At 52.4% G+C, this 14,792-nt stretch carries 14 protein-coding genes; 8 read left to right on the forward strand and 6 right to left on the reverse strand.

The window, feature by feature from the left end; all coding sequences use genetic code 11:
• Window positions 1-1,040, reverse strand: a 1,040-nt coding sequence (locus ACO1NT_RS08900; protein ID WP_449048252.1) for an acyl-CoA dehydrogenase family protein, incomplete at its 3' end; no start/stop codon positions are given.
• Between the two features lie 319 nt (window positions 1,041-1,359).
• On the opposite strand from ACO1NT_RS08900, the gene ACO1NT_RS08905 reads away from it, so the two are divergent.
• From ACO1NT_RS08905 to ACO1NT_RS08915, 3 genes are all read left to right on the forward strand, one after another.
• Window positions 1,360-2,061, forward strand: coding sequence for a LuxR C-terminal-related transcriptional regulator (locus tag ACO1NT_RS08905; RefSeq protein ID WP_449048253.1), 702 nt, complete (start codon window positions 1,360-1,362; stop codon window positions 2,059-2,061).
• An 18-nt stretch (window positions 2,062-2,079) separates the two neighbouring features.
• Entirely contained in the window at window positions 2,080-2,454 is a 375-nt protein-coding gene (gene folB, locus ACO1NT_RS08910) for a dihydroneopterin aldolase (RefSeq protein WP_449048255.1), read from the forward strand.
• A 131-nt stretch (window positions 2,455-2,585) separates the two neighbouring features.
• On the forward strand, window positions 2,586-3,023 hold the full coding sequence (locus ACO1NT_RS08915) for an Hsp20/alpha crystallin family protein (RefSeq protein WP_449048256.1): 438 nt from the start codon (window positions 2,586-2,588) through the stop codon (window positions 3,021-3,023).
• A gap of 78 nt (window positions 3,024-3,101) precedes the next feature.
• On the opposite strand, the gene ACO1NT_RS08920 is transcribed toward ACO1NT_RS08915, so the two are convergent.
• The gene (locus tag ACO1NT_RS08920) at window positions 3,102-3,545 is read right to left on the reverse strand and encodes an acyl-CoA thioesterase (RefSeq protein WP_449048257.1); all 444 of its coding nucleotides are present in this window, start codon (window positions 3,543-3,545) and stop codon (window positions 3,102-3,104) included.
• A gap of 62 nt (window positions 3,546-3,607) precedes the next feature.
• On the opposite strand from ACO1NT_RS08920, the gene ACO1NT_RS08925 reads away from it, so the two are divergent.
• The 5 genes from ACO1NT_RS08925 (at window position 3,608) to ACO1NT_RS08945 (ending at window position 10,314) form a co-directional block, all read left to right on the forward strand.
• On the forward strand, window positions 3,608-4,606 hold the full coding sequence (locus tag ACO1NT_RS08925) for a ligase-associated DNA damage response exonuclease (protein ID WP_449048258.1): 999 nt from the start codon (window positions 3,608-3,610) through the stop codon (window positions 4,604-4,606).
• Window positions 4,603-6,201 carry an ATP-dependent DNA ligase gene (locus ACO1NT_RS08930; protein ID WP_449048259.1) on the forward strand — a complete coding sequence of 533 codons (1,599 nt, stop codon included), beginning with the start codon at window positions 4,603-4,605 and terminating at the stop codon, window positions 6,199-6,201. The genes ACO1NT_RS08925 and ACO1NT_RS08930 overlap by 4 nt, the downstream gene beginning before the upstream one ends.
• A 425-nt stretch (window positions 6,202-6,626) precedes the next feature.
• Window positions 6,627-9,044 (forward strand): ligase-associated DNA damage response DEXH box helicase, encoded by a 2,418-nt coding sequence (locus tag ACO1NT_RS08935; protein ID WP_449048260.1) that lies wholly within the window; start codon window positions 6,627-6,629, stop codon window positions 9,042-9,044.
• Between the two features lie 2 nt (window positions 9,045-9,046).
• A complete protein-coding gene (gene pdeM, locus ACO1NT_RS08940; protein ID WP_449048261.1) occupies window positions 9,047-9,700 on the forward strand; it encodes a ligase-associated DNA damage response endonuclease PdeM in 654 nt (217 codons plus the stop codon).
• Window positions 9,701-9,750: 50 nt separating this feature from the next.
• On the forward strand, window positions 9,751-10,314 hold the full coding sequence (locus ACO1NT_RS08945; RefSeq protein ID WP_449048262.1) for a type 1 glutamine amidotransferase domain-containing protein: 564 nt from the start codon (window positions 9,751-9,753) through the stop codon (window positions 10,312-10,314).
• A 2-nt stretch (window positions 10,315-10,316) separates the two neighbouring features.
• On the opposite strand, the gene ACO1NT_RS08950 is transcribed toward ACO1NT_RS08945, so the two are convergent.
• The 4 genes from ACO1NT_RS08950 to ACO1NT_RS08965 all read right to left on the reverse strand — a co-directional run.
• On the reverse strand, window positions 10,317-11,195 hold the full coding sequence (locus ACO1NT_RS08950) for an SMP-30/gluconolactonase/LRE family protein (protein WP_449048263.1): 879 nt from the start codon (window positions 11,193-11,195) through the stop codon (window positions 10,317-10,319).
• A gap of 26 nt (window positions 11,196-11,221) precedes the next feature.
• Window positions 11,222-13,138 carry an OmpA family protein gene (locus ACO1NT_RS08955; RefSeq protein ID WP_449048264.1) on the reverse strand — a complete coding sequence of 639 codons (1,917 nt, stop codon included), beginning with the start codon at window positions 13,136-13,138 and terminating at the stop codon, window positions 11,222-11,224.
• Window positions 13,135-13,896: an enoyl-CoA hydratase/isomerase family protein gene (locus tag ACO1NT_RS08960; RefSeq protein WP_449048265.1), complete on the reverse strand. Its 762-nt coding sequence runs from the start codon at window positions 13,894-13,896 to the stop codon at window positions 13,135-13,137. The genes ACO1NT_RS08955 and ACO1NT_RS08960 overlap by 4 nt, the downstream gene beginning before the upstream one ends.
• 90 nt (window positions 13,897-13,986) lie before the next feature.
• On the reverse strand, window positions 13,987-14,792 hold an 806-nt coding region (locus ACO1NT_RS08965), incomplete at its 5' end, for a mannose-1-phosphate guanylyltransferase (RefSeq protein ID WP_449048267.1).

The raw sequence follows: 14,792 nt of genomic DNA on the forward strand, positions 1-14,792 counted from the left end.
ATGGCACCCAGCACCTGCCGGGCTTCCCTCGCAACATGCAACGCGGTGGCGACATTATTACGTTTGGCCATTGAAATCTGCGCTGGCGTAGCGCGGTCTTCGTTCTTTAGCTGTGCGAGCCGCCACACGAGCAACTGGCCCTTGGTGATCTCGGTGATCATCTCGGCCAATTTCTTTTGCTGCAACTGGAAGGCGGCAATCGGTTTGCCGAACTGCTCGCGCTCTTGGGCATAGCGTAAGGCGGTGTCATAGCATTCCATTGCCGCACCCAATGCGCCCCATGCGATGCCATATCGTGCTTGGTTGAGGCAACTGAGCGGTCCCCGCATGCCCGTTACATCCGGCAGTATGTTTGATTTGGGTACATGTACATTGTCGAACACCAGTTCGCCGGTGGCAGAAGCCCGCAGGCTCCATTTATTGTGGGTTTCGGGGGTGCTGAAACCCTCCATGCCGCGTTCCACGAGCAGCCCTTGGACTTGGCCTTCGGGGTTTTTGGCCCATACCACGGCAATGTCCGCAAACGGTGCGTTGGATATCCACATCTTCGATCCATTCAACAGCACAGTGTCGCCCTCATCTTCGAAACGGGTGATCATACTACCGGGGTCCGATCCGTAATTTGGTTCTGTGAGGCCGAAACAACCGATCAGTTCGCCGCTGGCAAGTTTAGGTAAATAGCGTTGTTTTTGTGCTTCACTGCCATACGTGTAGATGGGGTACATCACGAGAGATCCCTGTACGGATGCCGTGGAACGGATACCCGAGTCGCCACGTTCCAGTTCCTGCATCATGAGGCCATAAGCCAGGTAGTCCAATCCAGCACCGCCATAGGCTTCGGGGATGGTCGGGCCGAAGAGGCCCAGCCGGGCCATACCAGGAAGTAGCTGTTCCGGAAATTCAGCCCGTTGGGCATGGCCCTCTATCACGGGCACAAGCTCGTTATTGACCCACTGCCTCACGCTATCGCGGATCAGCAGATGTTCGTCGCTGATGAGTTCGTCTAGCAGGTAATAATCCGGTGCATTATATGGGCCCATCTATCATTTATTTGATGCACAAGTATAGCGATAAAATCTGGCTTTCTGCATATCCTTATTGTCACCCTAGCAACCGTCTTTTCCTAGGGTTTCCCTACGGGTGTCCGATAAAGTGCCTTATTTTGGCGTTTTTACCTAGGTATGGGGGTATCACAGGGATATCGCAGGGATAAGGGCTGCAATGGGATGTGGGTCGGGCAAGAAGGAAGCAACGTCAATGGAGCCACGGTGGTTGAAAGATGTTAGCGGAAAAAGTACTCACTTGTGGGTATTTTTCACTATCATTGACCCAATTAATCAATAAGCGAAACATAAACCGATGAGCAACTTTTTACCTGACTATTTTAATTGCAGTGATACGGTAAGGCAAACGATTGAACAGAAATTGGCAGCGTTTGCAATGATTTCCAGCGAATTGCCGGTATACATTGTTCACGATGTACGGGATTTGTCTGTGGTTTATATGTCGTCATCTGGGCTTAGGATGCTTGGGTCTACATTGGAAGATGTGCGGCGATTGGGACTGGATTACTTCACCAAGTTCTTTAATCCGGACGATGTGGCATTTTATCTACCGAAATTCAAGGAGCGTTTACAGGCGGAAGATAGAATGGGGTGGTTTTCATTTTTCCAGCAGGTGGCCACGGGGCATGATCGTGCGTTTGAATGGTACTTAAGCGCCTCGCGGCCGTTCGTGTACGATGAAACGGGTGTGCCTTTGCTATCGCTCACCTTTGCCCTGCAGCTAGACCCCAACCATCACCTTGCTGAAAAGGCCAAACGGCTGATGGCTGAAAATCTGATGCTCAAAGATAATTACCAATATTTCGCTTCATTGACCAAGCGCGAAAAAGAGCTGCTCCAATATATTGCCTCGGGCGAGCGGACATCCGAAATCAGTAGCCGAATTTGTGTTTCGGAGAAAACACTGAATACGCACCGGCGAAACATTAAACGGAAGATAGGTGCAAAAAACCATTATGACATCATCAAGTTCGCCCAAGCGTTTAATTTGGTGTAGGTTCGTACCTTTGTGGTTATGGGAACGATTCGCCAACAGGTCGCGCTCGCCGACGCGCGCTTTTATGCTTACCACGGTTATTATCCCGAGGAACAGGTGCTCGGCAACGAATTTACGGTCGATATAAGCGTGGCTTTCGAACGGGGGGATAGCGAAACAGCCGATGAATTGCAACACACTGTTAACTACGAGCTGCTATACCACATTGCAAAAACCGAGATGCAACTGCCCCGCAAATTATTGGAAACGGTAGGCGAATCGATATTGCGCCGCGTGCGAACCGATTTCCCCTTCGTTTCGAACATCGAAGTAAGCGTAACCAAGCACAACCCGCCTTTTGGGGGCGACCATGCCAAGGCGCGGGTGAAGCTTCGGTGGGAGCGAGGCGATTAACAGACATTGTGTCATTTAAAAAGAAAAAACAATGACAAAAAGTCATTAAAACATTTCTTTTTCCTGTTGGTATATAATTTGGAAGGTTGATTACCGAAAGTCAAAAACAAAAAATTATAGGAGGATAAAAAATGACACTGGTAAAATTTTCTGGAAACAAAAACAGGGGAGTAGACAATTGGGTAAACGATTTCTTCAATCCCATTTTCAATGATTCATTCTTGTCAGATCGCTTTATTTCCCGTGTTCCTGCAGTGAATGTTGCGGAAACAAGTGATGCATTCCACATTGAACTGGCAGCACCGGGCTTGGAAAAAGGCGATTTCAAAATCAATGTCGATAAGGATGTCTTAACCATTTCTGCTGAAAAGAAAGTGGAGAGTACCGACGACAGCAAGAAATACAGCAAACGCGAGTACAGTTATACGTCGTTCACCCGGTCGTTCACCTTGCCCGAAAGCATTAACCACAACAGCATCGATGCCAACTACAAAGATGGCGTGCTGAGCGTGGCCATCGGCAAGAAAGAAGAAGCCAAAGTAGCTTCGCGGTTGATCGAAGTGAATTAAGGGATTCGGTGAAGCAGTGGATGGTGATTCAACCATTCCAAAACCCATGGTGTGCACCATGGGTTTTTTGTTACCCTGCTAAGTGGTTACTTCTTCATAGTCTTCGCCCTTCGGCAAGTGGGTAACGATGGCTTGCCATTCTTCCGGTAGTACGGTAAGCTTCCGTTTTTCGATATCCATCCAAGCCCCGTCTACCGTTACCACCGCGCATTTTGTTCCATCTGATCGGTAGATTTCATGCCGGAACGAAAACCGCGAATTGGTCGTATTGTATTTGGTCATCACGACAGTCACATTCACCTCATCGTTGAGGTGTATCTCACGCAGGTATACCAATTCCTCGCGGAAAAGCACCGGACCGATGTTCCTTTCTGCAATCTTATCGAGGGAGAGGCCGGTATCGCGCAACATATTGCTCCGGGCTTGTGCGCATAAATCAGCATAGGCCGAGTGGCGCAGGTGTCGATTGGCATCAATCTGCGCCCAGATGATCTGTCCCCTGTAGAAAACATTTTCTTCCATAACCCAAACATACCAATATTATCGGTAAACCAAGCGAAGCTATTTTTGTTTATGTGCTAACGATGTTGCAATTTACAAAGCGGGGCATATACTGCCCACGTGCCAATATTTATATCGATCCGTGGCTTCCCGTGGAAAAGGCGGTGGTCACCCACGCCCACAGCGACCATGCGCGAGGGGGCATGGGGCGTTACCTTTGCCACCGACATACGGCGGCGATCCTCCGGCTGCGGTTGGGCACAGCCATTGCCGTCCAGGAACTGGAATACGGAGAAATGGTTACGGTAAACGGAGTGCGCATCAGCCTACATCCCGCAGGACATATCATTGGCTCCGCCCAGGTACGATTGGAATACCGCGGTGAGGTGTGGGTGGTATCCGGAGACTATAAGCTTGCCCAAGACGATATCAGCACCCCCTATGAGCCCGTGCGATGCCACACCTTCGTGACGGAGTCTACGTTCGCACTGCCCATATATCGATTTCCCGATCCGGCGGCCGTTTTATCGGAGGTGAACCACTGGTGGCAGCAGAATGCGGCAGACGGTTTCAATACAGTGTTATTGGCCTATGCATTGGGTAAGTCGCAGGTACTTCTCCAACACCTCGATCTTTCAACAGGGCCGGTATTTGTCCATGGCGCCGTGGCCAACGTAAATGCTGTGCTCGGGGGCATCGGCTATCGGTTCACGGGTGAATGGATACCCCCCGGCACCGACCGCGTGGCGGCGAGGGGAGCCGTCATCGTGGCACCACCTTCGGCATTTGGTTCGCCATGGCTGAAAAAATTAGTGCCTTACCGGATTGCGTTGTGCAGCGGTTGGATGCAGTTGCGTGGTGCGCGGAGACGCCGGGGGGTAGACCGCGGGTTCGTGCTTTCGGACCATGCCGACTGGGATCAGTTGAACCAAGCCGTGGCCGCCACGGGTGCCGACACCGTATATGTGACCCACGGCTATGAGGGGCCTTTCGCGCGGTGGCTGCGAGAGGAAAAGGGCCTGCAGGCATATGAAGTACACTTGCAGGGAGGGGAGTCGGAGCTGATGGAGGATGACCTATGAAGCGATTCACGGAATTGTTTGTAGCCATTGACCAAACAACGAAGACGAACACTAAAGTAAGCGCCCTCGTAAACTACCTGGCAGATAGCGACGACAGGAGCACGCTCTATGCCATCGCGCTATTGATCGGCAATCGGCCGCGGCGTCCCGTAAAAACAGCGGATCTCAAAGAATGGGCCGCTTCTGCAGCCGGCATACCGGACTGGCTTTTCGAAGCGTCGTACCACATCGTTGGCGACCTCGCTGAAGCCATCGCACTTGCGCTCCCGCCGCCAGCGGAACCAAGCCACGCTTTTGCCATTCCGCATGTGGTCGACGAGCTCGCAAACCTCCCGACGCGAACGGATGCGGAGAGAAAAGAAACCATAACCAGTTATTGGCGGCGCCTCGGCAAAGACGAACGGTTTGTTTTCACCAAACTGATAACGGGAAATTTCAGGATGGGTGTCTCCCGCCAATTGGTCATCAAAGCGCTCGCTATCCACTTGGGAATGGATGAAGCCGCGGTAGCACACCGGTTAATGGGCAAATGGTCCGCTGCCACAGAGACCATGGCCTCGTTGTTTTCGGAAACCACCTCGGGTGCACGCGATTTCCAGCCTTATCCCTTTTACCTGGCCTACCCATTGGATACACCGCCCGAGTCACTGGGCGATATCGCGGATTGGTATGTCGAAAAAAAGCTCGACGGTATCCGGGGGCAGCTGATCGTAAGGAATGGACAGCTTTTCATTTGGAGCAGGGGAGAAGATTTGTTGACCGATAAATTCCCGGAGTTTGCGCCCTTGGCGGAGTCCTTGCCCGATGGTACGGTTATCGATGGCGAAATCATTCCGTGGAGGGATGGGCGACCGTTGCCCTTTCAGGTGATGCAAACCCGTATCGGACGCAAGAATCTTTCACCTAAATCACTTCGCGAGGCACCCCTGTTGATGGTATGTTATGACCTGCTGGAATGGAACGGGGAAGACATCAGGAGCAAGCCGATGCGCGAGCGCCGCGACCTCCTGCAATGCCTCTTGTCTTCTCCCACCCCCCATCCGTCGCTGCTACTGTCGGAGACGATGGCTTTCGACGGTTGGCGCGAAGTGGCGGATTTCCGCCAACGGGCGCGCGAATCCCATTGCGAGGGCGTGATGCTCAAACGTAAAGATAGCTCTTATGGCAGCGGTAGGCGGCGTGGGAACTGGTGGAAATGGAAAACGGACGCACTCACTGCCGATGGGGTGTTAATCTATGCGCAAAGTGGCCATGGGCGGCGTGCGAATCTATATACCGATTATACCTTTGCCGTGTGGGACGGGGAAGGCGTACTAGTGCCATTCGCCAAAGCCTATTCAGGTCTTACCGACAAAGAAATTGCCGAGCTGGACAACTGGATCAAACGCAACACGTTGGAACGCTTCGGTCCCGTACGGAGCGTTACGCCGCACCATGTCTTTGAAATCGCTTTCGAGGGCATCGGGGAAAGCAGCAGGCATAAATCCGGTGTGGCGCTACGTTTTCCCCGCATACTGCGATGGCGACGGGACAAGTCGCCCAAGGATGCCAATACCAAAGCAGATTTGTTGCAATTGATCGAAGGATTGAGGTAAAGACGATGATTTTTTTGTACCTTAGCAGGGTGTATCTCCTTCCCCCCGCTTAGCGTTTACCTTCCCATTACAACATATCCGTAACTGATGAATACCTGCGTCGTAACTGCTTCGCTATGCCCCTGTATTACATTCGTAGTAAATCCAAGGTGAGTCCAGGTTTTTATCAGAAATACCTGGACTCACCCTGGACTCACCTTGGACTCACGCTGGACTCATTACGAACAAGGTATTGACGAGGTGCCTGTTTGGTACCATGAGGGGTCGGGAATATTGCAAGGGCAGATTGGTTGCGTTCGCTAAGTTTTTACAATATCGGAATATTTTATGAAATGCCAAAAAAAAAAAGACCCATGGCTGCATGCCCAAGGTAAGGTTTTAAAACCGAGTAAAACCTTACCTTTGCATATCGGGTTATATTGTCATTGAACATATTCGCAGACACATGGTTTTTCAATAAGGGATGGCAACCCCACCGTTTCCAGCAGGAAACGTGGTCGGCTATCGCTGCCGGTAAATCGGGATTGCTGAATGCTCCTACCGGATATGGTAAAACGTTCGCCGTATGGTTCGGCATCCTCCAGCGGTATTACCGGAAGGAGAAACGCAGGAAAGGACTCCACGGATTGTGGATTACACCATTGCGTGCACTTTCCGCTGAAATTTTGCAGGCAACCCAGACGGTGAGTAATGACTTGGAACTCGACTACCGTATCGGGTTGCGGACGGGAGACACCCCTACAGCCGAGCGGCAACGGCAGCGTACCAGCCCACCCCAAGCGTTGATTACGACGCCCGAGAGCGTCCATCTGCTGTTGGCATCAAAGGGCTATCGCGATTTTTTTGGCAGTTTGGAGTTCGTGGTCGTCGACGAATGGCATGAGTTGGTGGGAAGCAAACGGGGCGTATTGGTCGAGTTGGCCCTTAGCCGCCTCCGTGCGATCTGCCCTAAACTCCAAGTGTGGGGCATCTCTGCCACGATTGGCAATCTGCATGAAGCGATGGATATCCTGTTGGGTGATGCCCACAGCGGTAAGTTGGTGCGGGCCGCCTTGAAGAAGGACATCCACATGGAAACCCTGGTACCAGGCACATTGGAGAAGTTTCCCTGGGCCGGCCATATCGGTACCGCCATGATTGACCAGGTTGTACCCATCATCGAATCCCATCGGTCGACCTTGCTATTTACCAATACACGGTCTCAGGCAGAAATCTGGTACCATCGGCTGCTCGATGCGGCACCGCAACTGTCCGGCGCGTTAGCTATCCACCACGGGTCGTTGAGTGAAGAACTGCGCGTATGGGTGGAAGATGCCCTGCACCGGGGGACACTCAAGGCCGTGGTTTGTACGAGCAGCCTCGACTTGGGGGTCGACTTCCGTCCGGTGGATTGTGTCGTGCAGATCGGTTCACCGAAGGGCGTGGCCCGGTTCGTGCAGCGGGCGGGTAGGAGCGGCCATCGGCCGGGGGAGACGAGTAAGATTTTTTTCCTGCCCACCCATTCATTGGAAATCATGGAAGGGGCGGCCATACGCTATGCCGTGGCCAACGGCCTGCTGGAGCAACGGCTGCCGTATGTCCGGTCGTTTGATGTGCTACTCCAATACATGGTCACCTTGGCCGTATCCGATGGTTTCCGAGCCGATGAGTTATACAACGAAATCAAAAAGACGCACTGTTTCGCATCTATCAACCGTGGGGAATTTGACGAATGCTTGTTGATGGTAACCCAAGGCGGCCGAACGCTGGATACCTACGAGGAATTCCATAAAGTAGTGGTAGAAAACGGCGTGTATCTCGTTACTAGCAAACGCGTAGCCCTGCGCCATCGCTTGAGCATCGGTGCCATCGTTTCCGACACGATGATGCGCGTGAAATTCTTAAGCGGCAAATACTTGGGGGCCATCGAAGAGTGGTTCGTTTCGCGGCTCCAACCCGGCGATACGTTCTGGTTTTCGGGCAAGTTGCTAGAGTTGGTCCGCGTAAAGGATATCCAGGCCATTGTACGCCCCGCTAAAGGCAAAAAGGGAGCTGTCCCGTCGTGGATGGGCGGGCGGTTCCCGATATCCGACAACTTCGGATCCGCGCTCCGGCATACTTTTTCGGAAATCCAGCGGAAAGGCGGGGCGCTTCCGATGGAGCTGCGGTTTCTGCAACCGCTGTTTGCCGAGCAACGCCGTGTTTCGGCCCTGCCGGGCGAACAGGAGCTTTTGGTGGAATACATCCATACCCGTTATGGACACCATTTGTTTGTCTATCCATTTGAAGGCAAGTTGGTGCATGAAGGAATGGCGGCGGTAATCGCTTACCGACTGAGCAGTATCCGGCAGGCAACATTTAGTATAGCAATCAATGAATATGGGTTTGAACTGCTTTGCGATGCTCCCATCCCGTTGGATACAGCACTGCAAAATGGCCTATTCACCACTGCGGGCTTATTCGAAGACATCCGTAACGGCATCAATATCCGCGAGATGGCGAGGCGAAAGTTCCGAGACATCGCCGGCATTGCCGGTTTGGTATTCCAGGGGTATCCGGGCAAACCGATGAAGACGAAGCATCTGCAAGCCCATTCGGGGTTGTTTTTCTCGGTTTTTGAAGACTATGATGCCGGCAACCTGCTGCTTAGGCAGGCCTACGATGAAGTGTATGATTTCCAACTGGAGGCCACGCGTATGCATAAGGCATTTAAGCGGATGGAGACCCACCGGATCGTGGTACAACGTCCAGATCAGCTTACGCCCTTCGCTTTCCCGGTATTCGCCGAGTCTTTCCGCGAACGGTACAGCAATGAAGATTGGCAATCGAGGTTGGAGAAACTGAAAACCCAATTGGAGGCGTGACGATGGGGAAAACAATCCGGCTGATGGATACGAAACTGACGTTATTGCCCGAAAGGGCATTGCTGCTCCCCGATTACCACACGTTGGTGGTGGCCGACTGGCACTTGGGCAAGGGCACCCATTTCCGCAAAGCGGGGATTTTCATGCCACCCGCGTACGTGGGCAAAGACATACTGCGCCTGCAATCGCTAATGGATAGGTTCGCTATACATACAGTGGTGTTTTTGGGCGATCTTTTCCACAGTGACCTGAACAGTGAATGGTTGGCGTTTGAACGATTCCGTGCAGCCAATTGCTCTATTCGCTTCATTCTTACCAGGGGCAACCACGACATCTTACCGGAAGGGCTGATGCATAGGACGGCTGTCGAAGTCGTAGACCGTCACGACGTTGCCCCGCGCGTATATTGCACGCATCATCCCCAAAATAAACGTCCGCTCGGATGGCTAAATATCGCAGGTCATGTTCATCCCGGCTGCGCGGTTGCGGCGAAAGGCCGGCAGGCTTACCGGCTGCCTTGTTTCTACCATGACGAGCAAACACTATTACTTCCCGCATTCGGTACTTTGACCGGCCTCCATTTGATACAACACCGGGCCAAAGCCCGTATTTATCCCATTGTGGGAGATACCGTGTGGGCGTTGAAAAAAGGATAAAACAATCTTTCGGTCTTCGTGTAAACTTTATAAGAAAAGGAGGAGGTTTTATGGCCAATAAATTGAAAGACCGGAACGTCGCTATACTGACAGCGGATGGATTCGAGGAAATCGAATTGACAGGTCCGCGCGATGCCATCCAGATGGCAGGCGGCAAAACCTATATCGTATCGCCGAAAAATGATGTGGTGCGTGCAAAGAAAGGAAAAGAATGGAGCTTGGATTTCGATGTCGACGTTCCGTTGGATGGAGCAAACCCCAATGACTATGATGCACTACTCATCCCCGGCGGTGTGATCAATCCAGACAAGTTGCGCGTGATTGACAAGGCTTTGGATTTTGTGAGGGCCTTCTTCGACGCCGGCAAGCCCGTTGCCGCGATTTGCCACGGACCGCAGGTGCTTATCGATGCGGAGGTGGTAGCCGGAAGAAAGATGACCTCTGTAAAGAATATCCGCAGGGACCTGATCAACGCCGGTGCCCGTTGGGAAGATCGTGCGGTCGTGGTAGACCAAGGGCTGGTTACCAGCCGGACGCCCGACGACCTGCCCGACTTCAACGAAAAGGTGGTCGAAGAATTTGCGGAAGGTAAGCATGCCGGCCAGCATGCATAAACCTATCGAGCGCCCTTGACCGCCATTTGCAGGGTAAACACCTTATCGCTCGCGGTGATGAATAAAACATCGTGGTTCGTTCCGCTAAAGCACACATTGGCTGTCCAGTTTACAGGTACGTCGATGTGTTGGATCTTTTCTCCGGAAGGATTGTATACGTCGATACCCTTTCCCGTGAGGTATATATTGCCTTTCTCGTCGATTGTCATTCCATCAGACCCTTGGTTCGCAAAGAGGTGCCTATCACGGATGGTGCCATCCTTTCTTAGCGTGTAGCGATAGATTTTGTTGTCCCCGATATCGGCGACGTACAGGAACTTTCCATCCGGCGTACCGACGATGCCATTCGGTCGTTTGAATTGGTCATCCAATCGGGTCACCTGTCCATCCCGGTACCTGTACAGCCCTTCGGCGGCAAGGTCGGGTACCGCTCGGGTCCAATAGTCGCGCTGGTAATAGGGGTCGGTGAAATAGATACCCCCTTGTGGGGAAACCCAAACATCATTGGGGCCGTTGAAAAGGGAGTCGCGGTAGTTCACGGCCAGCTTTTCGACTTCGCGGTTCATCCCGATGCGCCACAGTTCGTATCGTTCATCGGCACATGCGATCAGATATCCCTGCGGGTCGACATATAGGCCATTGGCCCGACCTGCGGGTTCCATGAAGATGGCCAGGTTTCCATTGGTTCCATACCGCCATATCCGGTTGTTGGGCTGGTCGGTAAAGAACACATTGCCATTCGGATCTGCCGCGGGCCCCTCCGTAAAGCCGAAACCATCGGCAACAAGCTTTAGCGTTGCGTTCGGGGCGACGATTTGGGCAGCGCTGTTGTACCCTAATGCAACGGATAGCAGAATGGTGAGATAAATTTTTCTTTTCATGTTATATTTATCGTGTTCGTAGGTGCCTATTCTATAATAGTGAAATCCGTACGCCGATTGAGTTGGCGGCCTTCCGGTGTATCATTGCGAGCTGTTGGCCGGGACTGGCCATAGCCCTTGTAGGTGAGCCGGGATGCGGAGATGCCGGCATTGCGCAAATAGTCATATACGGCTTTGGCACGGTTTTCCGATAACTGTTGGTTGTAAGCCTCATTTCCCGTATTATCGGTATGGCCCCCGATTTCTACCCGGACCTTGCTGTTTAAGTTAAGGAACTTGATGAGTTGTTCGAGATCGCTTTTAGACCGGGGGAGTAACGTGTATCGATCGGTTTCGAAAAAAATGTTGCTGAGCGTTGCGGACGTGCCTACCCTTATCCGGGAAAGCGGGATGCGTATTTCGTAGGCATCGTTGATTTTCGTGCTGTCGTCCAGCGGATAGCTTTCGGAAAAAAAGAGGTAACCTGGCCGGTTGATGTGTAGTGCATATGTTTTGCCAAAGGGAAGGGGGGCAAGAAAGGTCCCGTCTTCATAATCGGCTTGTTCATCATATAAAACGAGATTGGACGCGACATCGGTGACCGTAACCCCCGCTTGGAGCGGTGTGCCGCTTTCGGCATCTATGATGACGCCTTTTAGATATGCCACGGGATGGGGCCGGGATGCAATGGGAAGCTCGAACGTGTATATGTCCAATCCGCCACAGCCGTCGGTACGCCGGGTAGAAAAGAACGCTTGACCACCGTTCATGCTTACCGTCAACGCGCTTTGCTCATGGTGGTCATTAATCGGATAACCGAGATTGACAGGTTTCTCCCATTGCCCACTGCTATCTTTCTTACTTTTGAAGATGTCTTTATTACCAAGGCCCGGCCACCCGTTGGAGGCGAAGTACAGGGTTCGGTTGTCGGCGTGGATGTAGGGTGAGCTTTCATCGTACGGAGTGTTGATGGCCGGCCCTAGATTCTCTGGCGCTTGCCATTGCCCATCGCTTTCCAGGGAAGTCTTCCAAATATCGTATCCCCCTTGTCCGCCACGACGGTTGCTGACGAAGTAAAGTGTGCGCCCATCGGCGGCCAATGCGGGCTGCGCTTCCCAGCCCTGGGTATTGACCGGGGTTCCCAAATTATGGGGGGTGCCCCAGCGATCGCCCTCGCGCCTGGATACATAGATGTCGCAACTACCGAGACCCTCCGGCCGGTTGCAGCCGGTGAAAAACAGGTATTTGCCATCCGGGGAAATACAGTGGGCGCCTTCATTGTACAGATCGGAATTGATCTGGCCCCTTAAAAATACGGCCTCCCGCCATGTGCCGCTGCTGTCGCGGCTGCTTTCAAAGAAGTTCTCACGGTTATCCTTCTTGCGCGTAAAAATAATGGTCCGCTGGTCGGCGGTGAGCCGGGGGAAATACTCATCATCGGGGCTGTTGATTGCGGCTCCGGCATTCCGCGGTGAAAAAGGCACCGGGCTGCGTAGGGCCTTTATGCCAAATGTGCAATCTGCGATGTACTTATCGGTGCGTCGCTGGCTTTCCGATGCCAACCCGGGCGTGTCCCGATATCGTCTCAATGCCATCAATGCATCCGGGTAATTGCCGGTAAGGAATAGACTTTCTCCGAGGCCGAACCACGTAAGCGGTGTTAAGGTGGAATCCAGTTGGATGACCTGCCGGTAATTGTCGACAGCCCGCCCATAATCCTTTTGCCTGCGGTAGATGTCACCAAGCTGTTGATAGGCGGCGGCAAATCTTGCATCCAGGGCGATCGCCTCTTCCAACGATGCGATGGCGAGGTCGTATTGCTGGTTCGTAAGTTGCGAAACGGCTTTATCAAAAGACTGTTGCGCGCGCCGGACACCGGATCCGCGTTGTGCTACGACAGGCAATGTATATGCCAGGCTGAACAGAAGCAGTAATATATTGGCTATTTTCATAGCGCCGGTCATCGCTGCTTGAATTTACGCAGTGATTGTTTTGATTCTTCGCTTAGGGCTAAGCGACCACTTATGCCCGCGAGGTCGTATAGCAACACTTCCCAATGATCAGTTCCTTGCCACAGTGTCCGCTTCAGTGCCGTGAGTGCTTCAGTGTTTTTGTTGAGCAACGGTTCGCTAAATTGCCCGATCGCTATATCCATCTCGTCGACGGTGGGCTGCACAGCATGGATCAGGCCATGCCGTGCGGCCCAGTAGGCGTCAAAGAACGTAGTGGGATTCAATGAAAGCGTCGTGAAGGCAGAGAGACCGATTTTACGTTCCAATGCCGGGGCGATGACGAACGGTCCGATATTGATGCTGATCTCACTGAGTTTCACGGCCGCGTTTTCGGAGGCGAAACAGTAATCGCACGCTGCCATGAGCCCCACACCACCGCCGACGGCCTTGCCCTGGACCCGACAGATAATGATTTTTGGCGATTGGCGGATAGTATTGATGACACGGGCGAACCCGGAGAAAAAAGCCTTTCCTGCATTTTCGTCTGCCAGCGCCAGCAATTCATCAAAACTCGCGCCGGCGCAGAACGTGCGGTCACCGGCGCTTTTCAGCAGGATCAAACGGCTGGTGGGGTTGGCCGCGGCCGATTGGATATGCGCGTTAAGTTGCTCTAGCGTGGCCGAAGGCAGCGAATTATGTGCGGGGTGACCGAACGTGATGGTGGCCAGGCCACTCGGGTCGATTTCTGTCTTTACGAATCCAGCTTCCATATGTTAACTAAAACCTGAACACAGGTAATGCCCCGTTCAATGGTTCCCCATGATTTATCTGCTTGGCCTGGGGTCACCTATGTTCCATAATCAAATATATCTATTGCCGAACTTCCCTTTTACATCAGCAACAATTTCCTTGACATCTTGTTCTTCATCCTTCGGGCAGATCATCAGCGTGTCGTCGGATTGCACCACGATGAAATTATGGAGCCCTTTCAGTATCACCAGTTTATCTTTCGGTACGTGGATCATGCAATTTGACGAGTCGTAAGCGATAACGTTGTCTGAAGAAGAAGATACATTGCCGAGGTAGTCTTTTTCGGACAGCTCGTATATCGAAGCCCACGTGCCCAAATCGGACCATCCGAAATCGCCGGGTAGCACGAATACGTTATCCGCCTTTTCCATAACAGCAAAATCGATCGAGATGTTGACGCAGCGTGTAAATGCGCCCGAAATGAACTTCACTTCCTTGTCGGAGTTGTATACGTCTATGCCCTCCTTGAAAACCTCATTCATTTCTGTCTGGTACTTCTGGAATGCATCGATAATCGCATTGGCGGACCAAATGAAAATTCCGGCATTCCAAAGGAAATCGCCGCTTTGGAGGAACGTCGTGGCAAGCTCGAGATTCGGCTTTTCGGTAAACGTTTTTACTTTCTTGAAGCCCTGTACTGACGCATTTTTACCGTATTGGATGTAGCCGTAACCGGTGTCGGGGCGTGCGGGTTTGATCCCCAGGGTGATGAGCCAATCATTCCGCTCGGCACACCTGAGCCCTTTCGTCACATCAGCCAGGAAGACGTCAGGTTCCAGAATCAAGTGGTCGGCCGGTCCGATGACCATAACGGCATCGCGGTCCAGGTGCTGTATCTTATGGCTTGCGTAGGCAA

It is taken from the genome of Parapedobacter sp. (assembly GCF_053550995.1).

Excerpts from the sequence above, each read along its gene's own strand:
- ACO1NT_RS08925 (WP_449048258.1), top strand. The coding sequence starts at position 3,608 with ATGTTGCAATTTACAAAGCGGGGCATATACTGCCCACGTGCCAATATT.
- ACO1NT_RS08905 (WP_449048253.1), top strand. The coding sequence starts at position 1,360 with ATGAGCAACTTTTTACCTGACTATTTTAATTGCAGTGATACGGTAAGG.
- ACO1NT_RS08955 (WP_449048264.1), bottom strand. The coding sequence starts at position 13,138 with ATGACCGGCGCTATGAAAATAGCCAATATATTACTGCTTCTGTTCAGC.
- ACO1NT_RS08960 (WP_449048265.1), bottom strand. The coding sequence starts at position 13,896 with ATGGAAGCTGGATTCGTAAAGACAGAAATCGACCCGAGTGGCCTGGCC.
- ACO1NT_RS08930 (WP_449048259.1), top strand. The coding sequence starts at position 4,603 with ATGAAGCGATTCACGGAATTGTTTGTAGCCATTGACCAAACAACGAAG.
- ACO1NT_RS08950 (WP_449048263.1), bottom strand. The coding sequence starts at position 11,195 with ATGAAAAGAAAAATTTATCTCACCATTCTGCTATCCGTTGCATTAGGG.
- pdeM (WP_449048261.1), top strand. The coding sequence starts at position 9,047 with ATGGGGAAAACAATCCGGCTGATGGATACGAAACTGACGTTATTGCCC.
- ACO1NT_RS08920 (WP_449048257.1), bottom strand. The coding sequence starts at position 3,545 with ATGGAAGAAAATGTTTTCTACAGGGGACAGATCATCTGGGCGCAGATT.
- ACO1NT_RS08945 (WP_449048262.1), top strand. The coding sequence starts at position 9,751 with ATGGCCAATAAATTGAAAGACCGGAACGTCGCTATACTGACAGCGGAT.
- folB (WP_449048255.1), top strand. The coding sequence starts at position 2,080 with ATGGGAACGATTCGCCAACAGGTCGCGCTCGCCGACGCGCGCTTTTAT.
- ACO1NT_RS08915 (WP_449048256.1), top strand. The coding sequence starts at position 2,586 with ATGACACTGGTAAAATTTTCTGGAAACAAAAACAGGGGAGTAGACAAT.